Origin of the sequence: Streptomyces iakyrus, assembly GCF_000717055.1 — a bacterium.
Lineage (GTDB): Bacteria > Actinomycetota > Actinomycetes > Streptomycetales > Streptomycetaceae > Streptomyces > Streptomyces iakyrus.
Window position 1 is genome coordinate 313,771 of the sequence record NZ_JNXI01000001.1, and the last position, 25,175, is coordinate 338,945.

The following is a 25,175-nucleotide window of genomic DNA, read 5'->3' on the forward strand; positions in this document are numbered from 1 at the left end:
TCCGTTCACAAGGTGGTGTACGCCGACCGCCACGCCACCTCGAGGCGCGCGGTACCGGACGGGTCGGTCGCGCTCCACGCGATCTCGGACCGTCCGGGCGGGAGGGTGAACAGGTCGAGCCGGGAAGCGGGGCTGAGGTCGTTCGCGACGTTGACAGTGCCGTTGCGCAGGGCCCAGCAGGTGCCGGGCCGGGTCTCCATCTCCACCCACTCGCCCTCGCGCAGGGACAGGCCGAGTTCGAGGACGCGGCGGGTGGCGGTGTTCCAGATCCGCGGGTTGGTGACCGGGCCGTGTACGCGCAGGCTTGGGTGCGTGGGCACGTCGCCGTGGTTGATGACCCATCCGGGCCTCTCGTCGGCTGGGTGATGCTTCGACTCGGGCGGGCGGCGGCAGTCGGCGGGGCGGCCCATCGCCTCGTCGACGGTGCGGGCCGCTTGGTCGAGGCCGAGCGTCAGCGTCGAAAGCTCGTCGTTGTACCAGCGCGGGTCGTCCAGGCCGACGAACTCAATGTCCAGGGGGATCCAGCCGTGCACGGCGTTGGCCGTGCTTGTCGCTTCCATGCGGCGAAGTCGCCCGTACATGCGGCGGGTGGTGTGCCCTGGCCACCGTCCGCGCAGAATGTGGCGGCCATCGGGGCTGGTGCGGGCGTCGGGGGTGTCCAGGGCCCGCTCCAGCCGGGCGAGGATGTCGGCGGCCTTCACCGGGTCGCCGGGGGTCTTGATGCCGGCCTCGAAGCGCAGGGAGCGCGGGCCGTAGAAGTCCCGGCCCGGGGTGGTGCCGTCGCTGTTGGCGTTGTCGGCGTCCTGCGGCCGGGTGGCGGGCGATCCGAGCCCTTCGACGTTGCCGACCGGGACGTAGGTGCCGGTGCCGAGGACGACGCCGCCGATCTCGTACTGCCACGGGGCCAGTTCGGGGCGGCTGTGCTTGTTCGGTGCTGTGGTCATCACACTCTCCCGCCCCGCTGCGCGTTGCGCAGGGTGCGCATCATCTCGTTGCCGATCTGCTCAGGGGTGGCGGCGCTGTCGGTGACGCTGATGGGCATGGAGCCGATCAGCGGCTGCTGCTCGCGCACGACGACGACCTGGACCCGGCCGCCGGCGCGGGCGTCGACCACGCGGGTGCGGGCGCGGTCGCTGCTGGTGCGGATGTCGAAGGAGCGCACGACACCGGCGATGGCCTCGACACTGCGCGCCTGTTTGAAGGAGCTGGCGAGCATCGGCGTGTAGTCACGGCTACGGGTGCCGCGGACGCCGCCGTTGGCGTACCACTCGACCTGGCCGCCGAAGCGGTCAACGACTTCCTCCACGATCGCCTTGCTGCGCTCGCGCTTGGAGTCGGCCAAAGGCACGTATGCCTCCCCACCGGTCTCCCGCTCACCCCAGATGCGGTAGCTGCCGGCCGGGGCGATCTGTGCCACGTGCCGCTCGCGGCGCCCTGCGCCGGTGAGCCCGCCGTCGGCGAAGTAGTCAACCACCGCGCCGTCGGCATGCCGCTTGGCGGCGCGGGCCTGTGCCTCGGCCTGCTTCTCGATGGCGTCCGCGATGTTGGCGTTCTGCTCGGCGAGCTGGCTGAAGATCGAGACGTGCCGGGTGGTGACCGTCACCTCCTTGCCGCGCAAGGCGTTGATGCGCTGCTGGATGGCGTCCGCGGCCTTGCGCGGGCCGCTGGTCGGCACGATGACCTTGACATTCTTCGACCCGGGCACCTTCTCGATCCGGAAGCCGAGCGCCTGCAACTGCTTGCGCGCCTCAGCCGTCGGCGCCTGCACGACGACGTACTTCGCGCCCGGCGTCGCGCGGATCTTGGCTTGGACGGCCTCCAGGCTCTTGATCGCCGCGGCGGTCGGCGCGGAGACGGTGACCTTCTTGCTGCTCGGAGTGCGGCCGAGCTTGTCGATCAGGGTGTCCAGGTTCTTCTTCGCCGCCGAAGTCGGCGCCGTGATCTTGATCTGGCGGGTGCCCGGCACGGTCTTCACGGTGAACCCGAGGTCGCGCAGCTTCTTCTGTGCGCCGTCGCTGAGGGAGTCGACCTTGATCGTCCGCTGCTTCGGCAGACGGTGGAACTCGGCCTGGACGGCGATCAGGTTCGCCAGGGTGGAGTCCATGCCCTTGGTCTGAAGCAGCAGCGACACCTTCGACGGCAGCAGGCCGAGGCTGTCCGCGACGCCTTCGGCCTGGGCCTTGGTCAGGCCGTAGCCCTGGGCGGCCTTGATCGCCTCCGCGCGGGCGCGGCTCATCTGCTCGCGTGCCTTCGCGAGCGCCGCGGGCAGCGTCTCGCCGTTGCGTTTGGCCAGGTCGAACGTCGCCACCGAGGCGTCGGCCGCCGCGTCGGACAGGGCGGTGAGCTGGGTGTAGAGCTGTTGGCCGTTGCGCGTGGTGGTGTTGAGGGTCTTGTCCTCGTTGACGAGCAGCTTGCCGCCGTAGCCCTGCCCGCGGTTGACGTTCCTGCTTCCCTCCTGCAGATCGAGGACGGCGCTGTTCACCTTGGCCTTGGCAGCCTGGAGGGAGATCTGTCCGCCCGACAGCAGGTCGAGGGCCGACTTCAGCGAGCGGGTGCGGGTGTCGGCGTCCGCGGTCTCGTCGGCGAGGCCACCGACGGCCGCCTTGAGCCGGTCGTAGGCGGAGGTGCCGTCCCCGGCGCCCTTCGTGGCGTTGGCGAGTTCCTTGGCGTTTTTGATGGACTCGGCCATCTCGCCCTTGACGCTGCCGAGGGCATCAGCGGCGTCCTTGTACCGCTGGCCGACGTCGGTGTAGTCGAGGACCGTGGCTTTGTCGGCTGCCAGGTCCTTGTACTCGCGGTGGGCGTTAGCGGTGGCCATGAGCTGCTTCTGCAACGCCTCCAGCGACGTGCCCTGCCCGAGGTAGGCGTCCGTCAGGGTTGCCAGCGGAACGCCCGCTTCATCCAGGACCTTGGTGAGCTGGCCCTGGCTGGTCTTGGTATCCAGCAGGACCTGGGCCGCCTGCTGGCGGACGTTGCTGTCGATCTGTCCGCCGGACTCGCGCAGCGCGGAGGTGAGCGAGGAAATGCGCTGCTGGTGTTCAGCCGCGGCCTGCGCGGCCTTTTGCTGGCGTGCCGCGAGTAGCCCAAGGCCGACCGACACGCCCGCCATAACGACACCGAACGGGCCGCCGAGGGCGTTGGTCACGCCGCCGAGCGCAGAGCGAAGCCCCGATCCGGCCGCCCGGCCGATCCCGTTGAGCGTGCCGGTGAAGGTAACTCCGGCGCCGTTCGCGCTGCGGAACGCGGCCGTCATGTTGCCGAGGAACCCGATGCGGGCTTGGACCGCTGCCCAGGCGGCGCCGTACCGGGAGAGGGCGACGCCGGATGCGGCGGCCAAGGACTGCTGCACGCGTATCTCGTCGTTGAACGCCCGGATACCGGAGCGGACCGGACCGCTGACAGTGGTGGCCAGATTCGTCAGGGCCGGCTGGGCGCGGCGGAACAGCAGCATGGCCAGGGCGGCTGACTGAATGGGGGCCGGGAGGGCGCCGAACGCCGTGACGAGGCCACCAACGACGTGACCGACCGGCACGAGCACGAGGGACAGTCCTGAGACCGCGTCCATGGCCGCGTTGGCGACGGTCGCGACGATGTCGAGCGTGCCGGCCGCCGCTCCGCCCTCCTGGCCCAGGCCCGCGACGGCCTTCAGGAGCGGCTCGGCGCCATCGGCGGCGTTGGACAGGACATCGCCGAGGGTGCTTCCCGCGTTGATCAGCAGATTGAGACCGGTGGCCAGGGAGTGTTCGCCGATCTCCTTGAGCGGGCCGACCAGCTCTCGGGCCTCATCGATGAGCCCGCCCAGTCCGGCCTCGGTCCTCGCCTTCAGGTCCGGCCCGTACAGCGTGGCGAGGTCGCGGCCGTAGCTGAGGGCCGTGGTCAGGTACGGCGTGGCCCCGGCCATCCCGCGGGTGAGCAGCCGGGTCACCCACTCCAGGCCGGGCGCCATCCCCTCGTACAGGGCGATGCCCGTCTGCCGGGCCTGCGTGCGCAACTGCGTCATCGCACCGGTCAGACCCTGGCCTCGAGAAGCGGTGATGGACGCCGCGGCTCCGGTCTGCCGTACGGCCATCGACAGGGCGTCGAAGCTCTCGGTTCCCTGGTGGGCGAGCGCCACGGCGCCACTGAGCGCGGGCTTGCCGAACGCACGGGTCACCCCGGCCGCGAAATCCTTCTGCGACATGGTGCGTTCGGCCTTCGACAGCCCGTCGATCACCGTACGCAGGCCCCGGAAACGCCCCTGCGCGTCGAATGCTTCGATCCCCAGGTCCTTCAGGGCACCCCGCATCTGGGGTGTGGGCGCCGCGAGGTTGGCGAAGATCCCGCGCAAGCTCGTGCCGGCAGTCTGGCCGAGGATGCCGCTCTTGCCGAGCATGCCGACTGCGGCGGCGGTGTCCTGGAGGCTGACGCCCAGGGCGTGCGCGACCGGGCCCGCGTACCGCATCGAGTAGTAGATGTCGGTGATGGACCCGGAGGCGCTGTTGGCCGTGGCGGCGAGGGTATCGGACGCCTTGGCCGCCTGATCAGCACCGAGACCGTACTGATCCATGATGTCGCCCAAGTACTTGGCCGACGTGGCGGCGTTGACGTCGGCCGCCGCGGCGAGCTGGAGGGAGGCGCGCACGGCGTCGATCGACTGATCCGCGCGGAAACCCGCCTTGCTCAGCTCGACCATGCCCTCGGCGGCGTCCGCCGAGGTCGTGGTGGGCAGGGTGAGGTCGTTGCCGAGTTCCTGGGCGACGACGGCCGCCCTCTTCATCTGTGCGGCGGTCGCGCCGGTCACCGCACGGAAGAGGTTCATCTGCCGCTGGTAGCGGTTGCCCTCTTCGATGATCTGCCCGGTGCCGAGGACGAGGGCGCCGCCGGCGAGCATGTTCGTGGCGGACAGGCCGCGCCGCCCGGCCCCGGCGGTGGCCCGCTGGAGCCGGGACATCGACCGTGCGCCGTCGTCCCCGGCCGTGCGCAGGGCCGTGCGGGCTGCGGCGGCCCGGGCGGTGATCCGGTTCAGTTCGCCGACGGCCGCGCGGGAGGAACGATTCAGCGCGGCGAACTGCGAAGCGAGCCGGGCCCCGTTGGCGTCCAGCCGTGCCAGGGACCGGTTCGCGGCCTCGGTCCGCTCCCCCAGGGTCCGCATCTGTGCGGAGGCAGCACGGGTTCCCGCGATCAGGTCGCGGACCTCGGCGCGCATCGCGACCGTGAGGGTGAACCCGGCCACCGCGGGCGGCCTCCTTACATGGTGGGGGGGTGGATCAGGGGCGCGGCTGGTACTGCTCGCGCGGCAGGAGCTGGATCTTCACGCCGTAGCCGGAGCGGTCCTGGGGGACGTGGTCGCGTTCCTGCTCGATCAGCTCGCAGCCGGGGCAGCGCAGGGTGTCGGTGACGTACGCGTGGGGGTCGCCGCCGCGTTCGCGGTCCCACTCCTCCAGCCGGGTGTGGCACTCCGGGCACACCGATCGCTGCCACTCCACCCAGGCCAACGCCTTGGCCCGGTCGAGGTCGGTCCAGCGGCCGTCGCCGCCGAGGAACTGAGAGTGCGGGATGCCGTACCGCTCGCACAGCTCCAGTTCGGCGCGCAGACCGGCGTCACGGCTCAGCCTTTTCCCAGCTCGACCCGGCTCTCCTGCTGGATCTGCCAGGCGGCGTCCCACAGGGCATTCGCGTCCGGTGCCGACCAGCCGTTCAGCAGCTCCTCGGCCTCCTCGCGGCTCATGCCGTCCACGGAGGCCGCTGCCACCAGCGCGGCGGGGAAGGTGTCGGCGTTGAAGATCGCCCCCTCCTCCGCCTGCTGTTCGGTGGGCGGGTGCTCGCTAATCAGCTCCTCCAGCACCGGGCGCGGCAGCGCGCGGAAGGTCAGGAACTCCGAGGCAGCGTCGAGTGCCTGGAGGGCCCGGTCCCGCGCCGCATCTGCGTCGGCGACTTGGCGCGTGGCCAGCTCGTCACCCGGGTTGGCCTCGGCGACGAACCGTGCACGGCGGGCAGCCTGCTCAGCCTCCTCGTGCCGCTGGCGCAGCTCGGCGTCATCGCAGATCCGGAGCCGGTTCTGCGGGCGGGCCCGGCGGCGCAGCCGTTCCATCTTGGCCGACCACGCCCCCTCCGCCGACGTGGCGGAGGGGGACGGGCGCTTGGCCTGTGCGGGGCGCGACACGATCAGCCCTCGTCAGCGTCGTGCTCGCGGACCGTCGCCTCGGTCTTGGTCTTCGTGGTGCTGACCACGGTCACGTCGACGTGGTCACCGTCGTGGTGGCCGTGCCCGTGGTCGTCGTCGCAGTCCTCGTCCGGCAACGGACGGGGATGGGCCTGCGGCACCGGGCGGTCGAGCGACGGCTCGTCGATGATCGTGAAGTCCACCTTGAACTTCGCGGCCTCGTTGCCGGTGCTGTACGTCGCGGCACGGGTGGCGACCTGCACGGGGAAGACGTCTACCGAGCGGGAACCGGGCAGGTCGCCCTTGCGCAGAAGGATGACGTAGCCCTTCGCGCCCTTGGGGAGCTGCTGCTCAATCGTGTCGGAGAACCGGTCCTCATAGAACGTCAGGCTGGAGTTCTCGGCCTTGTCGTTGCCCGGGATCGAGGAGTTGAAGGTCGAGCCCATGTCGGGGGTCTCGATGGGGTCATTCTCCAGCGCCCAGCCCTCGATGTCCGAGACGGCGTCGGTCAGGCCGAAGGCGTTGGTGATCTCTCGGCGGCTGGGGTACTTCGGGTCGCCCAGATCCTTCGACCACAGGATCTTGGAGATGCCGCGCCGCAGAAATCGGGTCTGGGTCTTCTTCGTGCTCGTGGACACAGGTCCGCTCCCACTTCTGGGGCAGCGTCCCATGCCGAGGCCCTGCCCCTTGACGTTCAAAGGGGGTTCGCCTGGCCTGGGGCCTAGCGTCCGCGCGGGCCTCCGCGGTGAGGATCAGAAGAAACGTTCCTTCATGCCGGGGTCACGGTGATCGTGACCCGCTGCACGTAGGACACGATAGCGCCTGCCGCCGACACCGAGGGCTCTCCTCCAGCGTCGTAGGTCAACTCCCGGTCGATGACGCGCGCTTCGGGAACGTACATGTCGTGGGCCCAGGTTCCGTCAATCCGGCCGACGACGCCGGCGCGTACGCGGTCGGCCAGCCACTCGACTTGGTCGACCCGTTCCCCGACCGAGGTGACCTGGTAGGCCCAGGCGGCATCGGCGTGCCAGTCCCACAGGGGCGGGCCTGCGAACTCAGCGGGCAGCGAGTCGAGAATCGTGTACGGGACAGGCGCGGGTTCCCAGCCGGATTTCCCCTGAACACGCGGGAGTTCACCGATCCCGCACGGGCGACCCGTGGCGTGCTCCAGGAGGGCGACGAGCGCGCGGGTCACCGGAAGACGAGCGGTCACGGCAGCACCCCGTCCGCCAGAGCCTGGATGAACGCCGGTTCGGTCTGCCGGAACGCGGGCTCGACGTGCGGGAACGGCGGCTGGCGGTAGTGCCGCCCGAGGCTGTCCACGCCGACGAAGCCGTATTCCAGCCGTCGCGCCTGCGGGGCGTCGGAGAACACCTCGGCGGTGACCTCGCCGCCGCCGGTGCGCACCCGAACATCCCAGGAGGCCCGGTACTGCCCGGTGATCACGTTCGGGCCGGGCCTGCCACTCGCGTTCCGCTGGATGCGGACCCGCAGCAGCATGGCGTGGTGCCGCGTGATCGTCCGCGTGCGGGCGCGGGTGGCCGGACCCATCCGGGCCAGCGCGGCGGCCAGCGCGATCGGGTCGCGGAACGCCGTCGCGTCCGGGTGGGCGTTGGGGTGCGAATTCGCCGGTGCCATCAGTCGATCACCTGCACCCTGACGATGCGTACCACGCTGTAGGTGCTTACGGTCTCGTCCGAGACGCGGAAGCGGCGCCCCACTAGCTGAGGATCACGCGGCCCACCCGGCCTCACCGATCCGGCCACGCGCACCACATCGTCCGGCCGGAGCTCCGGAGCATCAACGGGGAGCACGACCTGGTAGTCCGTCGTGGGCGGCTCGACGGCGACGGCACCGCTCAGCGGCCGGGTGATCGCGGGACGGCCCAATGGCATCACGGCGCCGAGCCCGTCCCAGACCAAGGACTCGTCCGGCGTCGGGGACACGAGCTGGCCGGTGGCTTCGTCCAGCACATCGTCCGCGCGGCCGGCGCCGTCCCGCCACACTTCGAGCTTGTCGTCCAGGATGCGGCCGACAACCCGACGCGCACCCTCCACGTCAAAGGCCACGCGCCCACTCCACGAGCTGCGTGAGCATCGCCTGAGTCAGGGAGTGCGGGCCGGTGCCGAGGTCAGGCCGCGCCAGCGCAGACCGCTCCAGCTCCTCGGCATCGATCGCCGACAGGAACACCGCGGCAGCCGGGCCCGGGTCGGGCATGTCGGCCACGGAGACACGGGCCAAGCCCCCGAAGACCAAGTCCACGTAGTCCCCCGAGTACAGGACAACCTGCGGCGGCTCCCCCTCCCGGTGGGTGAGGGTGTAGCCGCTCAGGGCCCCCGGGTCTACCCGCTGTCCGTCGATCTCGATCGCGGCCTTCCCGCCGCGAGCGGTGATCTGCACTCGGTGCACGTTCTCGTCGTCGTGATCCATTTCCACGACGCTAATGCGGCTGTCGGACGGCCCCCTCAGTACGATGTCCAGGCGATCGGTCGGTACGGGGAGCGGGAGGGCGCCGCGGGGGCTGGCACACCGTGGTGATATCGCATTCCCAATTGGCCGCTGGGCATCATCGTCACCTGCGTCGTCGCCATCGCGATCACCATCAGCCCGCCCGACATCGCAACGGGCGGCATCGTCACCGCCATACTCGCGGGTGGCTGCGCCGGCCTCCTCACACAATTCGTTCAGGGCACGGCGCAGGCCCGCTACGACGAGCGTTCACGACAGGAGTGACGCCCGCCTACGGGATCACCTCTCCGCCAGCTCCCCCAGACGCCCCGAGCGCGTGTGCTCTGCGAACAGCAGGACTCCCAGTGCCCCGCCGGCCAGCATGATGGAGCCGTCGGTAACTGCGGCCACTGCGTCTTGCAGGTCCCACCACTCCACAGTCATGCCGTTCTCGTTGCTGCTGAGCTTCCGCTCGCCGGGGGTGAGACCCATCGCCGTGAACAGGTGAAGGCGTACGGTCGATCGGTTCAGCAGGCGTGTCACGTTGAGGGGCGTGAGCTGCTGCGCGATCACGCCTGCCTCTTCCTCCAGTTCGCGTCGAGCTGCCTCCCGTGGGTCTTCCCCCGCCTCGATCGTTCCGCCTGGGAGGTTGAGGGTGTCGCCGTGCAGGTAGTGCCAAACCCGGACGAGTGCGATCTTGCCGTCTCCACGCTGGGCGACGACGGCCACGCCGTGCCCGATTTCTTGGTACTCGAATACGGTCCGGCTGCCGTCGGGCCGCGTGACGTCGTCCCGCCTGATGCAGAAGTCCTGTGTACGCACGGGCTCAAGGTGGCCATGGCGGGTCCAGCCGCCTCCGGGTTGGTGGGTCACTTCACTCCTCGGGTAGGGCGAGGTGCATGGGCTTGGCCGGGTGATCAGCGGTCCTTGGCCAGGGCGAGGAGTTCCGCGAAGAGCCCGCCGCCGTTGGCGAGTTCCTCGTATCGGCCCTGTTCGGTGATCCGGCCGTTTTGCATGACGATGATCCGGTCGGCGATCTTGGTGTTCTCGAGTTGGTGAGTGACCACCACCGTGATGCGGTCGGCGGCGATGCTCTTGATCTCCTCGAAGATGTCGTGCTCGCCTCTCGGGTCCATCTGCGAGGTCGGCTCGTCCAGGATCAATAGTGGTGAACGCCGGTACAGCGCACGGGAGCAGGCCAGCCTCTGCCACTGCCCACCAGAGAGTTCGGAGCCACCGAAGAACTCTCGGGCGAGGAGTGTGTCCAGTTCCTTGGGCAGCTCTTCGATCGCGGTGCGCATGCCGACGGCGTCGACGGCCTCCCACACGGGATCGTCGTGGAAGGTGCGGGGCTGTCCGAGCGTTACGTTCTCCCGGGCGCGCAGGGGCCACTGAGCGAAAATCTGCGGGACCAGGCCGGTGTGCGCCCACACGCTGCTCGGGTCTGCGGAGGCCAGATCGATTCCGTCCCAGGTCACGCGGCCTTTGTCGGAGGATTCCGGTGATTAGTCGGCTGAGCGTGGACTTCCCGGAGCCGTTCTCGCCGACGATCGCCAGGATCTCGCCGCGGCGCAGGGTGAGGGAGACGTGGTCGATGGCCGGCCGTTCCTTGCCGGGGTAGCAGTAGACCGCTTCCTCCAGTCGGATCTCTTCGACCGGTGCGGAGATTTTCACCTTGCCGCGCTTGGGGGCACGCTCGGCGGCGAGGTCGAGGAAGGAGCGCATGTCGGCGAGGTACAGGGAGGTGTGGAACAGTGCGGCACCGTTGATGACGAGCTGGGACAAGGCGGCCAGGGAGGTCTGGACTGCGACGACAGCGGTGGCGGCGATGGCCACGTCCAGGCGTCCGGTGGCAGCCAACCAGGCGAGGGTGGCCCAGGTGGCCAGGAGGAAGATGCCGCCGAGAGCCGAGGTGGCCAGCACGATGCGCAGCATGCGGGGAGCAGCAGTAAGGGTGCGCTGGTCGATGCGCTCGGACAGAGTGCGGTACCAGTACCCGATGTAGTCAGTCATCCCGTTGGCGCGGACTTCGTCGCCGTGCCGGGAGGTGGTCGCCCACCAGCGCATCATGCCTCGGACGTTGCGGTCACCGACGTTGGCGTAGTGCGTCTCGTAGTCGACTCGGGCGGACAGCACGGCCCCGAGGCCGGCGGGCACGACAGCCAGGAGTAGCAGCGGCAGCATTAGCGGATGCAGCGTCGCGAGGACTCCGCTGGCGGCGATCATACGGACGAATGCGGCGGTGAACCGCTGGGCGTCCTTGACCATCATCGTGGTGCGCGAGACGCCGACTTCAGCGGCTTCCTGCCGGTTCGCGAACCCGTCTTCGCTGTATGCGGAGGCTTCCACGCGGCAGACTGCTTCGACCAGGGCGGTGTCGGCAGCGGTGATCAGGCCGGGGCTGATTCGGCCGTCGCAGTAGGAGGACAGCGCGCTGGAGATGCGGCCAACAGCAACCGCTACGGTGATGACCAGGAGGGCTGGGAGGGCGGCGTGCAGCCGTTCGGACACGGACTCGTCACCGACGAGGTGCTCCATGGCCTTTGCCGTAGATGCCAGAACTACGGCGGCGGCGAGGCCGGTGAGCACCTGGCACACCAAGAGCAGGATGACGGCCAGCCGGTCGATGGCCCAGGCCATCTGTGCGGTCTGCCGCAACACGCTGGGCAGCCGGGCGCACATGGCTGTGAAAGTGGCCTCTCCCAGCGGGTTCTTCCCGTAGTTGCTCTCGAACGAGATGGTCGCTGGGGGTGGTGGAGGGGGCGTCTGCGGGGCTTCGATCGGGGTATCAGTGGCGGTCAACTGCGTCCCTCCTGTGCGGTTGTTGCGGCACCTGGGCGGTGTCGCGGTGCCAGGCTCAACGAGGCTGCGAGCGAATCGAACACGCTCGATTCCGGACGACGCACAGGCCTGGAATCTGGGGGCGTCGAACCGCGTGGTCGTGGTGATGTACGGCTTTCAGGGCGGCGGAAGTTGGCCGAAACGCCGACACCTGTGGCGGTTGTGACTCTTGAGGTTTCCTGGCTGAGGGGCGACCGTGTTCCGTCGCCCTACGGCGTGATGGCCAACGTGACGGCCACGGCAGCGTGTCAGTCAGTTCCCGGCCATCGCCGAGCTGAATGTACGAGCTGCCGTCTATCTGGCCCACGTAGATTGACGGCGTCACGACGAGGGACAAGGGGAAAGCGGATGACGCAGTCGCTGGAGATCAAGCCCATCGGCACCGTGGTCGGAGGGCGTACCGAAGCCACCGACGACCACTGGATCGGGAGCGCGATCATCCGGCTGAACAGTGACTTCCCCCTCGAGGTGGTACGCGGCCTTGAGGAGTTCTCCCACCTGCTGGTCGTCTGGCACTTCCACAAGGCGTCTCCCAGTGATGTCGCCCTGCATGCACGCAGCCCTCGTAACAACCCGCGGTGGCCGGCTACGGGGACGTTCGTGCACCGAAACCATCGTCGCCCGAACCAGCTCGCGCAGTCCTTCCCACGCCTCCTTGAGGTCGACGGCCTGGACCTGCACGTCACCGACCTCGACGCTATCGACGGCACTCCCGTCTACGACCTGGGGCCATACTTCGCGGAACTGGGTCCCCGTGGCGAAGTCCGGGAGCCGAAGTGGCCAGCCGAGATGCTTTCGGACTACTGGGGCCAGGCGCAAAACTGAGCCAGGGCGCGCTTCAGCGCGGGAACATGCCACCTTCAGCACCCTTTCGTGCAACCCCTTGGCGGGCTCCGCGGTTCCGGAGACGGCCTGCGGGTGGCAAGGGCAAGAGCTGCCGGTCATGAGCCAGTGCCGCGCATCAATCACGATCGGCCTCCCGGTTGCTCAGCCGAGGAGCGGAGCGCATCTTCGAGATCCTCAAAGCGGTCCAAGAGTCGGCGAATGCTGGTCTGCCGCTCGTGCCAGTGCCGCTGCAAGTCCGCTTCCGCCTCGGCAGGCAGGCCGTACTCGGATGTGACCGCGCCGAAGAAGCTGAACAGCATGTAGAGCAGCGCGACACGTACGCATGCCACGACGTCGGCCAACGGCAGGGTGGGGTTCTCCGATCGGTAAGCCTCAATCATCACCAGGGCGCAGTCAGCCCACTGATCGCTCGTGGCGATCGTACGGGGATCGAAGGCAGCGCGTCCCAGCTCCCAGGCCGGAAACGCCCTCGCTCCACGGAAGTCGATGACGCCGGTGACGACATCGGCGAGGACGAGCATGTTCGTGCGGGTGAAGTCGGCGTGCACAGCCTGCTCCACGAACACCTCGGGAAGCCCCGCTCGTAGACCGTCCACGTGTGCGCGCAAGTCATTGCACCGCTGGTTGAGTTCGTGGCTCAGAAGCACCACGTCCGGGTGCTGCTGCCGCTTAGCGGCCGCCAGCACGGCGCCGGCTTTGACCATGGCGTCTTCGACCGAACCGGTCCGCCACCGTGTGTGCTGCCGTAGCCCGGGCAGCGGATAGGCGGCCAGGACTCGGTGCATACGTCCCAGCACCATGCCGATCTGTTCAGCTCGCGCTACCGTCATCGCCGAGGTGGCCACCCGACCCAGAGCTTCATCGACCACCGCCCAGGCACTTCCTTCGGCCACCGCGACGAAACTACCGTCCTGGTCGGGCCATACCCTCGGCACGGGAAGCTGTGCCGCACGGCAGTACTCCGCCATGTCCCAGGCCGCTCGCACCGCCGTGAGGTCCACGGTCGCCCCGTACTCCTTCACGAAGAGCCGGCGGCCGTCTGCCGTCAGCACGCGCCGGTTGATGGTGTCGGTGCCCATCGGCACCATCTCGACCGCTTCGACGGCGATTCCGTACTGGTCGGCCAGTACGTCGGCCACCAGCTCCTCGTTCCAGTCCGCGTCCATCTCGCTCATCGTCCTTCCCGGGAGGAAGGTCGCTGGGCGGTGAGCACGGCGAACGCGGTGTCCTCGGTGAGCACATCGCCTGCGGCGTACTCCGCCAGTACGGTCTTCACCGCCGACTCGAAGTTGTCTCGACGCTCCATGAACAGGTGCGGGGCCGCAAGTGACGTGGAGTGCAGGTACCCGACGGCTTGCTCGACGTTCCACGTTCGGCGCAAGGGGATGACGGTCTGGGTGACGTCACTGAAGGCCGAGTCGCGCAGCGCGGTGAGAGCAGCGCGGCCGCTCACCCCGAGCCAACGGCTCATGGACGGCACCGGGACTCTCACCGTGCCGCGCGTGGTGTTGAGGGCGAGGACTGTCGCCTCCGTGTCGAGACCATTGGCGATCTTGTGGAGGATTCGGTCCTGTGCCGGGGTCAGCCGGTCGGGAACCGTACTGGGGCGTGCAGACATGCTCATCCTTCTTCGTTCTTCAACCCGCCCGGGTTTGGCTGGCTACCGGAGCGGCCAGCACCGGCGATGGGGAACTTCCCCGTCCGGGCCTGGTCACTGGCCGCGTGGATCAGGCGCGGGTGAACCAGCGGGCCTGATCTGCGTCGGTGACGATGCCGCGGTGGTGGTCGAGCTCGAGTTGGGCGAGGTGGGCGTAGTGCTCGACCACGTCCTTGCCGAACGCCTCCCGGGCGACGGGGCTGTGCCGGAAGGCGGAGCGGGCCTGGTCGAGGGTGAGCGGCACGAGGGGCACGTCCACGGTCTCGTAGGCATTGGTGGTGCAGGGCGGTGGCGGGGTGAGTCGCAGCTCTATGCCATGGACGATGGCTGCTATGGCGGCGGAGAGGGCGAGGTAGGGGTTCGCGTCAGCCCCCGGTAGACGGACTTCCAGATGCAGTCCCGCGCCCTCGCCGGCGATCCGTACAGCGCAGGTGCGGTTGTCCGGTCCCCAGGTCATGCGCGTGGGAGCAAAGGAGCCGGGCGTGAATCGCTTGTAGGAGTTGGGGTTGGGCGCATACAGCGGGGCGAGCCCGGGCAGGGCCGCGAGCAGTCCGGCGACCGCCTGCGTGCCGGTCTCGGAGAGCTGGCCAGCTTGATCGCCGAGCGTGGGGTTGCCACTGCGGGTGAGGGAGATGTGCAGGTGGAGTCCGCTGGCGACACCGGTCTGCGGGGCGGCCATGAACGTAGCGGTCATGGCGGACCGGCTGGCCAGCGTGCGCACGGCGTGCTTGAAGACGACGTGGTTGTCGCAGGCGGGCAGCGCCGGTCCGTAGGGGAAGGTGACCTCTACCTGACCGGGAGCACCTTCCGTCTTGATGGCCTCCACGGGCATACCAGCTTTGGACAGCGAGCCCTGCAGGCGCCGGAAGAACCGGTCGTACTTCAGGGGATGGTCGAGCGCGTAGTCCAGGTTGTCGACGGTCACCGGCACGAGCCCGTTCAGGCCGACTCTGCTGGTCGAGGTGTAGGCGCCACGGTAGAGCACGAACTCGGTCTCCAGGCCGGCCTGGGCATGCAGACCATGGCTGGCGAGGCGTGTCAGCTGGTGCCGCAGGATCTGTCGGGGAGCGACCTCGATGGGCTCTTCGCCCGGGCCGAGGGCATGGCCGAGGATAAGGGCTGTGCGCGGCATCCAGGGCAGGATCCGCAGCGTCGACAGATCCGGCTCAACCTTCAGGTCCTCGTACCCGCTCGCCCAGGAGGTGAGGGCGAATCCGTCGACCGGGGTCATGTCGGGGTCCGTGGCCAGGATGTAGGCGCACATCTCCGCGCCGCCGTCGAGCACGCGGTCGAGGAAGTGCCGTGCCCCGTACCGCTTGCCCTTAAGACGCCCTTGCAGGTCCGGCACTGCAAGGAGCACGGTGTCGATCAGGCCGGCACCGACGGCCTTGCGGAGCTCCTCGACGCTGAACACGCGGGCAGGATGATCCGCAGAGGTCGGCGTGGCCTCGGCCTGAGAGCTGGTGTTGCGGCGTGACGGTGTTGCGGCGGTTGAAGGCTGGTGGGTCATCACACGACCTCTTCCTGGATCTTCGCCATGCCCGAGTTGGCGTCGGCTGCGGCGGCAGGCACGGTGTAGTCGCGTCCCGCGACGCGCCACCACACGGACGCGAGCGCAAGCACGACCAGCAGGGCGATGGGTGCGTAGTTGAACGTGGTCACGGAGAGGAGTCCGGAGTCCGGGCGCGTCTGGGGCAGGCAGAACAGCACGGTCACGAAGGCCACCCACGCGACGGCGACCACACCGACCGGTACGCCCCAGCGGCCAAGGTTCCACGGCCCGGGCTGGAAGCGGTGACGGTTGCGGACCCGCAGATAGATCGGAATGGCGTACGCGGGCGTGATCCCGATGACGTTGATTGCGGTGACTGCGGCGTACGCGGTCGGGCTGTACAGCGACGGCAGCGCAAGCACTGCGGCCACGCTGACCGACAGCCACACGGCGCGCGTCGGCGTGCCGGAGCGGGCATCGACATGGCGCCACAGGTGTGAACCGGGCAGGGCACCGTCCCGGGAGAAGGCGAACACCATTCGGCTGGCGGCAGCGGTTTCTGCGTTGCCGCAGAAGAGCTGCGCGACGATCACCACGAGCAGCAGGGCCTTCGCCCCGGCGAGCCCGATGGCGTCGAGGAAGATCTGCGCCGGCGGCACCCCAGTGGCGGTCGCCTGGGTGGCGGTGTAGTTCTGGATGGCGAAGGTCAGCCCGGCCAGGAGCACGAACCCGGCCAGCCACGACCAGCCGATCGCTCGCACGATGCCGCGGGAGGCGGAGACCTGCGCGTTGGTGGTCTCCTCGGACAGATGTGCGGAGGCGTCGTATCCGCTGAAGGTGTACTGCGCCAGCAACAGCCCGATCAGCACCACGTACAGCGAGCTGGACCAGCCGGTGCCGTTGACGAACTCGCCGAACACGAAGGACGGGTCCTGGTGGTGAGAGGGCACGATCGCCAGCACGCCGACGATCAGGGCGACCCCGCCCAGGTGCCACCACACGCTGATGGAGTTCAGGATGCTCACCAACCGGACACCGAACAAGTTGAGGGTGGCGTGGAGGGCGAGGATGCAGACGTAGATCGCCAAGATCTTGCCCGGCGTGGGGACGAAGCCGAACTGCAGGTTCAGGAAGGCGCCGGTGAACAGCGCGGCGCCGTAATCGATGCCGGCGATCGCCCCGAGGAGACCGAGGAGGTTGAGCCAGCCGGTGTACCAGCCCCACTTGCGCCCGCCGAGTTGCTCGGCCTGGTAGTACAGCGCGCCGGAGGTGGGGTAAGCGGACGTCACTTCCGCGAGACCGGCGCCGACGAGCATCACCATGAGGCCGACGGCGAGCCAGCCCCACATCATCACGGCCGGGCCTCCTGTGCCCAGGCCGAAGCCATACAGCGTCATGCAACCGGAGAGGACGCTGATGACGGAGAAGCTGATGGCGAAGTTGCCGAACGGCCCCATGCGGCGGGTGAGCACCGGCTCGTAGCCGAGCTCACGCAAGTACACGTCATCGGCTTTGCCGCCAGCACGCTGACGGCTCGGGCCTGAGCGGAACATGAAGCAACCTCCAGTAAACGAGGGACGGGATCAAGAGCGTGCGATGGTCGGGTTCATGCCAACCATGGGCGTAGGTGCGGGCGCAGTCAGGGATGCGGGCCGACGCGTGGCCCATGCGTACGGGCGAAGGACAACGATTCCCTTCGCGCCCGGAGCAAGAGCGCCTCACCACGGTCCAGCGTCGAGGGGCCTTCAGCCACCGAGCCCCACGGCTCGCGCGACGCGTAAGGCTCCATGGCGGCGAAAACCTCTGCCGCTTCAATGAAGTTGTGGCTGACCCACAAGGCATAGGCCAGGTGGTTCATGTCGGCCACGGACCGCAAGTGCGGGTCCCCCTTCAGGAACCACTCGGCGAAAGCCTTGAGCGTGTAGGTGAGCGTGGGCTCCTCCACCCACTGCCGCCGCCACAATGGATCGACCCGTCCATGCGCTAGTTGCTGTCGGCATTGCTCCACCTGCGCGTACACCGGCAGAAGCAGCAGCGGCGAGCCGACCGGTGCCCACGAGGCCACCCACCTGCCGAAATCAAAGACCGCGGCCAACGAAGCGGCCCGGGGCGCCTCCCGCGCGAGCAGAAACTGCAGCACCCGGTGAAAGGCTTCGCGGTTGTACGGGTCACGTTGATTTACGTTGTGCAGCAGCCCCCAGGGCCCGCTCGGAAGCATGGGCTCCGCCGACCACTCACGATGCTCCCGCCACACCTGGCGGGAGTCGATCTGCGAAAGGGCCAGCAGGCACACCCACGGCACGGGATCCTGCGGCGCGCGGCGAGCGGCCAACAGTGCCGTCTGCCGCGCACCGGCTTCGAGGTCTGCCACTCCCGAGTGCTGTTGGCGATGTGCGCGCAGAGCGCGTTCGGCGAGGACCCGTGCCCGCATCACCTGGGCGTCGTAGCTGTCCGGCTCCTCAGCCAGCCACACATCGACCACATCGGAGCGCGCGGCGGCGACCGCCAGTACCTGCGTGCGTGAAGTTCGAAGCGTCCAGTTGGCGTGCGTACCGCGTAGCAGGTCCCGAGCAGCCTTCCAACGACCTGCCTGCAGTTCAACCAGGGCAACGCGTAGGTCGTCATCTGCGCCAGCGGGGTGGTACACCGGGCGCATCAGCAACCACCCAGACAGACATAGTGCGCCGACTCCACAATGCTGCCAGAGGCGGGAACCCCGACCTTCGGTATGCGGTGGTCAGAGAGGCGGTTGGCCGCAGTAACGATGAGCGACATCGAAGTCCTTGGCATGTGGGGGGCTTCCGCCCGCGGGTTACGAGAGGCTGAAGCTGGAAGGCCGCCGGGAGAGCCTTTGGCTCGCCCGTGCCCCGACGGTCGGCTTAGAAGTCGATCTTCGCGATCAGTTCGACCGCACCCTGCACGCCATCCGTGATAGTCGGCGCAGCATCACTGCCGGCCAGGAAGAAGCCGAACAGAATGCACACGATGCCGTGCACGACGTTCAGGCCCGCCTTCTTCACGAGGAGGAAGACGATCACGCCCAGGAGGACAACGGCGGAGAAGCTAACGACCACAACGGGCCTCCAGGCGGAGGTGCCTGCCACGGCCTGATCGGTGCTGCGCCGCCGGATCCCACTCGGGCATCCGTGGCAAGGGCTGATCCATCCGTACACGTAAGGCCGAAAACACCTTGGACTCCGGTGGCCGAGATCAGGGACAGGTGATCCCGCAGCGCGAGCAGCAGGCAGGCGCCCTAAAGATCCGTTCCCGGACGGTTCGGCGGTGCTGTGCACTGCGGGAGACCCCAGAGTGGTGGGAGAACGCGCGGTGCGCACATTGCCCAGGTGATATCACTGGAGTGATCGCCGTTTCACCAGGGGCAGTTGGGCCAGCGGGTCCGTGTTCAATCGGGAGGCATGAGTGCTTGCGCAGGCGCCGCGACACTGCGAACGGTGCGGCTGCCAACTGAGCCAGTACAACTCGGGAACCCTGTGCTCGGCTTGCCTTCGCTCACACAGTCTGGCCCCAGCCGCTCCCTCCGTTCCCGAACACGTGTGGCGGGACGCTGATGTTCAACGAGCGTTATCTACCTGGGACTTCGGTAAGGCGACGCGCCTGATCCGCCAGCGTGGATCGCTGCGCCAGGACGACGTCGCTCAGCTCACCGGACTCAGCCAAGCATTCCTCTCCATGCTCGAAGCGGGTCGCCGGCGCCTCACCAACATCGACAAGATCGTCGAGTTTCTCACCGGCCTCGGCGTCCCACCAGAGCTCGCTCCCTTCCCGCGTCCCGGCGTTCAACGCGCTCCGGTCGTCGAAGCTCAGTGGGAAAGCCCGCTCGAGATCGCCAAGCGGCTGAACACCCTCACCTCGTCCCATGTGGATCCGGCAACGCTGTGCATACTGGAGCAGCAGATCACGGACATCGTGGATCGCTATGAACAAGAAGGTCCACACCAACTGGTGTCGGTCGCGGCAGAACTGCGCACGTACGTTCAACCGTTGTTGGAAGAACAGCAGCCACCCAGGCAGCGTGAAGCCCTATTCCGCCTGGCCGCACAGGCATCCGGGCTCCTGGGCTACATGGCCGTGAACGCCGGACGCGAGGTCTTGGCGGAGGCGTACTGCACAGAGGCCCACGCGCTCGCGGCCGAGATCGACGACCAGGATCTGATGATGTGGGCCCTGGGCACTCGATCGTTGAGCGCCTACTACGCTGGGCGCTTCGCCGATGCCCTCACCTGGGCCGAGGCGGGCATAGACATCGATCCGCATAGCCCCCAAGCCATTCGCCTTCTGGCCAACGGAAGCGCCCGTGCCCTGGGAAAGCTCGGAGACGCCAAGGGCGCTCAACGCGCCCTCGCCCAGGCAGAGGAGCTCAGCGGACAGCATGTGTTGCCCGACGGCCTGACCTCATGCATCTCCTTCGCCCCCTACAGCGTGGCCCGGACCCTGGCCAACGCCGCCACTGCCCACCTTGCGCTCGGCGACACCTCAAAAGTCATCGCGTATGCCGAGCAGATCGACGGGCTCGTAGCGCAATCCGACTCCGCCTGGAGCCGAGCCTTGGTCCGTCTCGATGTCGCCACCGCCCTGCTGACTGGGTCACGACCTGACGTTGAGCACGCCATGGTTCTCGGACGGCAGGTTCTCGACGCCGGCGGTGGGCCGCCGATCCGGTCCGTAGTCCAGCGCGCCGGAGAACTCGCCGGCCGCGCCACTCAGTGGCGCGACCTGCCGGCCGTACGCAACTACAGGGAAGCCCTGCGCGTGTGGCGCTCCTCCCCGCTGACCCGCGCCGTGGCCGAATCTGCCAAGATGACACGCCCAGACGGACCGCCGCGAGCGAGAGGGGCCGCCAGTGCTCTTGACCGCCAGCCCCACCGCGTTTCCCACCGCCCCTCCGCACAGCACTGATGATCCCCAGGTCATCGCCGCGCACGATTGGGCTGCCTTCGCCACCGTCGATCGGATGAGTAACCACTGGGACCGGCCAGGCTGGCACGAATCCACGCGCGCCTACTATTGGATGCTCACCTTCGCCGATGTCCCCGCCCTTACCGAGCAGATGCGGTCCTGCCAGCAGCAGCTCGCTTCGCTTGACTTCGACCTCATCGGCGAGGACGGGTTGCACCTGACCTTGGGGCGGATCGGCCTAGCGAACGAGGTCAGCGAAGCCCAGCTTCACACGCTCCGCAACCGAGCGTCAGCCCGCCTTCCCGATGCCTTCACCATCAGTGCAATCCCGATGGCCGCTTCCCGCGGGGCCATCCGCTACAGCGTCGCCCCTTGGACCCCCCTGATCAACCTCCATAGCGTCCTGTCGCTTACGAGCGATCAGTGCGGACTGCCGCTGAAGAAGCCGACCTCCGTGCTGCGCCCACACATCGGCATTGCCTACTGCAACCGGACCCTGGACTCGCACAAGGTGCGGGAGACGATCAGGCCGCTGCGTGACCTACCCGCCATCACAGTGCCGATCGGGCAGGTTGAGCTGGTGGAACTACGGCGCGAAGATCGCGCCTACCGATGGCGCACCCTCGCCGTACTGCCCTTGCGCTGACGACCGAGACGGTCACGTCCACGGACCTGGTGTACGGCGGGCTGCTGAGGAAGTCGCGGGTCGGAGTGGTTGAAGCTGGGAGGGCGCCCCTGCCGTCAACTCGCCGCATATTTGCCCAAAGTTGTTCCACTTTGTATGGCAACTTCACCGTAGACGAGGGCGGCGCCTAGGTCTCCCGCACCCGTGGGTGCATCGATCAAGCCTCTCGAAGCCGGACAGAGTGTCCGGCACGCCCTAGATTCGAGAACGGATGCTGAGCCCCGGCACCACCTACCCGAATCACTCCTTGATCCCGGGATCTGGTCGGCCGCTACCGTGAATGCAGACCGAAAGCCGGGAGGCAGCGCACATGCGGGGTCTTGGGGACCACCTCAGCATCGGAGAGCGGATCGCGTTCTACCGCGAGCGCCGGGGCTATACGCAGTCCGTGCTCGCAGGGCTCGTCGGGCACAGCACCGACTGGCTGTCGAAGATCGAGCGAGGTGCGCGGAAGCCTCCCAGGATCGACAAGCTCGCCGAGCTCGCCCGCGTGCTACGCGTACCGCTCGGCGACTTGATGGGGCAGCCCCTCCTCATGGAAGACGACGAGAAGCACATGGACGACGTGCCAGCCGTCCGTGATGCACTGATGAACCCTCGCCGGCTCTCCAAGCTGCTGTTCGGGCCGACGGCAGACAGACAGCTGCCCCGGCCAGAGCAAGTCCAGACGTTGGTGGAACGAAGTTGGGGTGACTACCAGGCTGGCGTTCTCGGGGACGTTATCGCCGCCTTGCCTGGTCTGCTCCGAACGGCTCAGGAGCTCGAAGACCTTCCGCCCGGCGATGAGCGTCGACGAGGCCTCGCGGTCTCCGCTCGCACGCATCATCTGGCGGCGACCACCCTTGCCAAAGTGGGTGAGTCCGACCTGTCATGGCTCGCGGCCGAGCGCGCCATGCGGGCAGCCGACGAGTCCGAGGATCCGCTGTCGCTCGCCTCCGCCGCACGATCCGGCACTCATGCCCTCCTGGCCAACGGGCGTTACGCGGACGCCCTCGAACTGGGCGACACCGCCGCAGCCTGGCTCGCGCGCCAGGTCGACGAGGACGATCCCGCCGCCCTGAGCCTGCTCGGCATGATTCACCTGCGCGCGGCTGTAGCCGCAGCGCGTCACCAGGACCGGCCCACAGCCAGCGCCTTGCTCGAACGCGCGACGAGGCTGGCCGATCGCCTCGGCTCCGACGAGAACTATTGGCAGACCTGCTTCGGCCCGACGAACGTCGAACTGCACCGACTCTCGATCGAGCTGGACCTGGAGAACATCCCGTACGTCATCGACCACGGGAACATCGACGTCGACCACATGCCGCCAGAACGCGCAGTGTCCCACCGCATCGACTACGCCCGCGCCCTTTGCCTCAGCGGACGCGTCGACGACGCCTTCAGCGAACTGCGCGAGGCTGAGCGGACATCGCCGCAGCTCGTGCGGAACAATCCGCGGGTACGAGAGACTCTTCGTGATCTGAGGAAGCAGTCACCGGTCACTGGTGGCAGACACTCGTCCGAGCTGCTGGCCATGGCCCAACGGTGCAGGGCGGTGCAATGACGTTGATGCAGGGCAAGGTGCTGGGCGTCGTAGGGTCCGGCGCCGGCGGAGTCGAGGAGTTGCGTACGGGACTCGTGGTTCCCGCCCTCGACCGCGGCTGGACCGTTGCGGTTACGCTCACCCCGACAGCAGGTGAGTGGCTTCGTTCCAGCGGAGAGGCCGCCAGGATCGAGGAGCTGACGGGCCTGCCCGTACGAACCGAGTCGCGTATGCCTGGTGACTCGCGCCCGCACCCTCCAGTGGACTGCTACGTCGTTGCCCCTGCGAGCGCCAACACCGTCGCCAAGCTCGCCTTGGGTATCTCGGACAACCAGGCGTTGACGCAGGTGAACGAGGCCATCGGGACCCTCAATCTTCCAGTTGTCGTCTGGCCGCGGGTGAATGCCGCGCATGCCCGCCACCCCGCGTGGGAGGGCCACATCAAGGCTCTGCACGATACCGGGGTTCGGTTGATCTACGGGGACGAGGTGTGGCCGCTCGCCGAGCCGCGGGCTGGGATGCCGGGGCGCCGGTACCCGTGGGAAGCCGTACTAGACCAGGTGGAGACTTCCGTCGTCTGACGCTTGGTCAACAGCCGTTAGGTGGCGCGAAGTCGGGCCCGGACAGACTGTCCGGGTCCCTTGCTCTGCACCAAGCCATTCTGAGGGCGTCACCGGCCAACGACCGACTGTGCTGGTGCGGCATCGTACGGGCATGAACGGGACCGGTCATGCGCTGACCGGCTCGCTGTGGTTGTCCGGGGGAATGCCACCGGTACCAGTTCGCCAAGGAGTGGATATCCGTGCCAGGGCTGCGCACCGCCGAGGAACCCGCGACTGCCATGCGTCCGCGCCGCTGCATCGAGTGCGCGTGCCAACTGAGCAGATACAACAGTGAGGACTGCTGCAGCGCCTGTCTCCGAGGGCGGAAGGTGACCGCATCTGCCTCCCGCTGCGTGCCCGAGCAGGTCTGGGAGGTGCCAGAAGTCCGGTTAGCCCTGGCACAGCGAGACTTCGGGAGACTCTGCACGTTGGTGCGAACCCTCGGGGGCCTGCGACAGGATGACATGGTCACGCTGACCGGGTTGAGTCAGTCATTCCTGTCAATGCTTGAGAGAGGCGAACGCCGCCTCACAAACATAGACAGAATTGTTCAACTTCTCGCTGGCCTAGAAGTCCCTCTCGAACTCACCGGCCCGATTTTGCGACCGGCGGGGCCCTCAGAGGCTTCGGCAAGGTCTGCGGCGGGACTACTGGGCCCTGTCACCTGATCAGCAGAATCCCGCGGGCATACGTCGACAGTACGAGTGATCGTGAGGTATGCGTCCCGGGCAGTGGCACCTCACCGAAGATCTCGACGGTTTTCTCGACCGAGCCGGAATCTTCCTGCGGTCGCGCCCCGCACTGCACACCATTCCGCTGACGGTGACCGAGTCTCTGCGCAAGCGTGGAGTGGACGCGTACGGCGCCGAGGCTCCCGTCTTCGGCTGGTTGGAGCGGGAAGGCGATGTCCACGCAGCCCTCTTCCGCACCCCACCCCGCCGCCTGGTCCTCACCCCGCTTACCACCGAGGAGGCTGGCTCTCTCGCCGAGCATCTGGCCAGTCTCGGTGACCCTCTCCCCGGGGTCACCGCAGACCACGGCACCGCCACGGCCTTTGCCAAGGCCTGGCAGCGGCACATGGGTGCGACGCCGCTTCTCCACGAGCGGCAGCGTCTCTACAGGCTCGGTGCTCTTACGTCACCGGAGCCGCTCCCGGAGGGCCGGGGACGAGTAGCAGGCGAGCAAGACCGCCACCAACTCATGTGCTGGTACCGCGAGTTCGTCGATGCCATCGGCGAAGTCCCTTCCATGGACGCGAGCTCGTGGGCCGACACGCGCATCGCCTACGGGCGGGTCAGGCTCTGGCAGACCCCCGACGGCACCCCCGTCTCCATGGCGGGCGCCACCCCCATGGTCGCTGGCCAGATCAGGGTGGCCCCTGTCTACACCCCGGCCCACCTGCGCGGCCGCGGCTATGCGGGAGCCGCGACGGTCGAAGTGAGCCAGGCCGCACTGGCCGCCGGTGCAGCGGAAGTCGTGCTGTTCGCCGACCTGTCCAACCCCACCAGTAACGGGCTTTACCAACGGATCGGGTACCGCCCGGTGACCGACTTCGCGCTGTACGACTTCTCGTGTGGCGAACCAGAAGCGGGTTGAACGACTCGCGAGGTTCCACAGCGGGCTGCGCAGCCGACGCTTCTGCCATCTGACCTGGACCCGGCGCGTATCGCCTCATGAACCTCGACAAGATCGTCTGCCTGCTCGATGACCCACAGGCTCTGCTCGAACTCACCGCCTTGATGCTGCAGCCGCGCGCTGACCCGGCTCCTGCCCGTGAAGCCGGCGCCGACCGCGGCTCGTCAAGCAGGCGTACGCCCTTACGGAGCGGCACATCACCCCGGTGATATCACGGCCGTGATGTGCCAACCCCCCAGTAGAACAAGCAGAGTTACAGCAGCAAGCCGAACCACGACGGCCCCCTGCGGATGGCCGTGATAGCGCCAGCGGATTCCTTCATGCACCAGATGCGCGGTCAAGGAGTTTCCCAATGGAAATGGGGTCGGTGGATTCTGTGAGCGAGGAA

Annotated in this window: 23 protein-coding genes and 1 pseudogene; 7 read left to right on the forward strand and 17 right to left on the reverse strand. The window is 68.1% G+C overall.

What is annotated here, in order from left to right; translation table 11 throughout:
- Window positions 1-5: 5 nt before the first annotated feature.
- From OO68_RS42890 to OO68_RS42035, 11 genes and pseudogenes are all read right to left on the reverse strand, one after another.
- Window positions 6-944 (reverse strand): phage tail family protein, encoded by a 939-nt coding sequence (locus OO68_RS42890; protein WP_051814245.1) that lies wholly within the window; start codon window positions 942-944, stop codon window positions 6-8.
- A complete protein-coding gene (locus OO68_RS01430; RefSeq protein WP_033306212.1) occupies window positions 944-5,212 on the reverse strand; it encodes a phage tail tape measure protein in 4,269 nt (1,422 codons plus the stop codon). Before OO68_RS01430 ends, OO68_RS42890 begins: the two co-directional genes overlap by 1 nt.
- A gap of 34 nt (window positions 5,213-5,246) precedes the next feature.
- Window positions 5,247-5,645 (reverse strand): TFIIB-type zinc ribbon-containing protein, encoded by a 399-nt coding sequence (locus tag OO68_RS43600; protein WP_033306213.1) that lies wholly within the window; start codon window positions 5,643-5,645, stop codon window positions 5,247-5,249.
- On the reverse strand, window positions 5,588-6,142 hold the full coding sequence (locus OO68_RS01440) for a hypothetical protein (protein WP_033306214.1): 555 nt from the start codon (window positions 6,140-6,142) through the stop codon (window positions 5,588-5,590). The genes OO68_RS43600 and OO68_RS01440 overlap by 58 nt, the downstream gene beginning before the upstream one ends.
- Window positions 6,143-6,144: 2 nt before the next feature.
- Window positions 6,145-6,780 carry a phage tail tube protein gene (locus OO68_RS01445; RefSeq protein ID WP_033306215.1) on the reverse strand — a complete coding sequence of 212 codons (636 nt, stop codon included), beginning with the start codon at window positions 6,778-6,780 and terminating at the stop codon, window positions 6,145-6,147.
- A 131-nt stretch (window positions 6,781-6,911) separates the two neighbouring features.
- Window positions 6,912-7,355 carry a hypothetical protein gene (locus OO68_RS01450; RefSeq protein ID WP_157852652.1) on the reverse strand — a complete coding sequence of 148 codons (444 nt, stop codon included), beginning with the start codon at window positions 7,353-7,355 and terminating at the stop codon, window positions 6,912-6,914.
- A complete protein-coding gene (locus OO68_RS01455) occupies window positions 7,352-7,780 on the reverse strand; it encodes an HK97 gp10 family phage protein (protein ID WP_033306217.1) in 429 nt (142 codons plus the stop codon). Before OO68_RS01455 ends, OO68_RS01450 begins: the two co-directional genes overlap by 4 nt.
- The gene (locus OO68_RS01460) at window positions 7,780-8,211 is read right to left on the reverse strand and encodes a DUF6093 family protein (protein ID WP_033306218.1); all 432 of its coding nucleotides are present in this window, start codon (window positions 8,209-8,211) and stop codon (window positions 7,780-7,782) included. Before OO68_RS01460 ends, OO68_RS01455 begins: the two co-directional genes overlap by 1 nt.
- Window positions 8,201-8,572 (reverse strand): hypothetical protein, encoded by a 372-nt coding sequence (locus OO68_RS01465; RefSeq protein ID WP_033306219.1) that lies wholly within the window; start codon window positions 8,570-8,572, stop codon window positions 8,201-8,203. Before OO68_RS01465 ends, OO68_RS01460 begins: the two co-directional genes overlap by 11 nt.
- Window positions 8,573-8,890: 318 nt before the next feature.
- Window positions 8,891-9,463 carry an NUDIX domain-containing protein gene (locus OO68_RS43605; protein WP_051814250.1) on the reverse strand — a complete coding sequence of 191 codons (573 nt, stop codon included), beginning with the start codon at window positions 9,461-9,463 and terminating at the stop codon, window positions 8,891-8,893.
- A gap of 44 nt (window positions 9,464-9,507) precedes the next feature.
- A pseudogene (locus OO68_RS42035) lies at window positions 9,508-11,272 on the reverse strand (ATP-binding cassette domain-containing protein).
- A gap of 507 nt (window positions 11,273-11,779) precedes the next feature.
- Here OO68_RS42035 and OO68_RS01485 point away from each other — a divergent pair.
- Complete coding sequence (locus OO68_RS01485; RefSeq protein ID WP_033306221.1) at window positions 11,780-12,256, forward strand: SAM-dependent methyltransferase; 477 nt, start codon at window positions 11,780-11,782, stop codon at window positions 12,254-12,256.
- Window positions 12,257-12,396: 140 nt separating this feature from the next.
- Here the strand turns inward: OO68_RS01485 and OO68_RS01490 are convergent, their stop codons facing one another.
- The 6 genes from OO68_RS01490 to OO68_RS01515 form a co-directional block, all read right to left on the reverse strand.
- Window positions 12,397-13,452, reverse strand: coding sequence for a phosphotransferase enzyme family protein (locus OO68_RS01490; protein ID WP_033306222.1), 1,056 nt, complete (start codon window positions 13,450-13,452; stop codon window positions 12,397-12,399).
- Complete coding sequence (locus OO68_RS01495; RefSeq protein WP_157852653.1) at window positions 13,449-13,895, reverse strand: helix-turn-helix domain-containing protein; 447 nt, start codon at window positions 13,893-13,895, stop codon at window positions 13,449-13,451. Before OO68_RS01495 ends, OO68_RS01490 begins: the two co-directional genes overlap by 4 nt.
- A gap of 109 nt (window positions 13,896-14,004) precedes the next feature.
- Entirely contained in the window at window positions 14,005-15,348 is a 1,344-nt protein-coding gene (locus OO68_RS01500; protein ID WP_033306224.1) for a glutamine synthetase family protein, read from the reverse strand.
- Window positions 15,349-15,443: 95 nt separating this feature from the next.
- Window positions 15,444-16,979: an amino acid permease gene (locus OO68_RS01505; RefSeq protein WP_033306225.1), complete on the reverse strand. Its 1,536-nt coding sequence runs from the start codon at window positions 16,977-16,979 to the stop codon at window positions 15,444-15,446.
- A gap of 86 nt (window positions 16,980-17,065) precedes the next feature.
- Complete coding sequence (locus tag OO68_RS01510) at window positions 17,066-18,082, reverse strand: hypothetical protein (protein ID WP_033306226.1); 1,017 nt, start codon at window positions 18,080-18,082, stop codon at window positions 17,066-17,068.
- 223 nt (window positions 18,083-18,305) lie between these two features.
- A complete protein-coding gene (locus OO68_RS01515; RefSeq protein ID WP_033306227.1) occupies window positions 18,306-18,500 on the reverse strand; it encodes a hypothetical protein in 195 nt (64 codons plus the stop codon).
- Between the two features lie 478 nt (window positions 18,501-18,978).
- Here OO68_RS01515 and OO68_RS47340 point away from each other — a divergent pair, with 478 nt between their 5' ends.
- The 6 genes from OO68_RS47340 to OO68_RS01540 all read left to right on the forward strand — a co-directional run bounded on the left by OO68_RS47340 (window position 18,979) and on the right by OO68_RS01540 (window position 24,748).
- Window positions 18,979-20,343, forward strand: coding sequence for a helix-turn-helix domain-containing protein (locus tag OO68_RS47340; protein ID WP_167345867.1), 1,365 nt, complete (start codon window positions 18,979-18,981; stop codon window positions 20,341-20,343).
- Window positions 20,344-20,398: 55 nt separating this feature from the next.
- The gene (locus OO68_RS01525) at window positions 20,399-20,989 is read left to right on the forward strand and encodes a 2'-5' RNA ligase family protein (RefSeq protein ID WP_245236872.1); all 591 of its coding nucleotides are present in this window, start codon (window positions 20,399-20,401) and stop codon (window positions 20,987-20,989) included.
- A gap of 319 nt (window positions 20,990-21,308) precedes the next feature.
- Window positions 21,309-22,571 carry a helix-turn-helix domain-containing protein gene (locus OO68_RS01530; RefSeq protein WP_245236873.1) on the forward strand — a complete coding sequence of 421 codons (1,263 nt, stop codon included), beginning with the start codon at window positions 21,309-21,311 and terminating at the stop codon, window positions 22,569-22,571.
- The gene (locus OO68_RS01535) at window positions 22,568-23,131 is read left to right on the forward strand and encodes a flavoprotein (RefSeq protein ID WP_245236874.1); all 564 of its coding nucleotides are present in this window, start codon (window positions 22,568-22,570) and stop codon (window positions 23,129-23,131) included. Before OO68_RS01530 ends, OO68_RS01535 begins: the two co-directional genes overlap by 4 nt.
- 260 nt (window positions 23,132-23,391) lie before the next feature.
- Entirely contained in the window at window positions 23,392-23,820 is a 429-nt protein-coding gene (locus tag OO68_RS48225) for a helix-turn-helix domain-containing protein (protein ID WP_280922457.1), read from the forward strand.
- Between the two features lie 49 nt (window positions 23,821-23,869).
- Window positions 23,870-24,748, forward strand: a complete 879-nt coding sequence (locus OO68_RS01540; RefSeq protein WP_033306230.1) for a GNAT family N-acetyltransferase — start codon at window positions 23,870-23,872, stop codon at window positions 24,746-24,748.
- The last annotated feature ends 427 nt before the right edge of the window (window positions 24,749-25,175 follow it).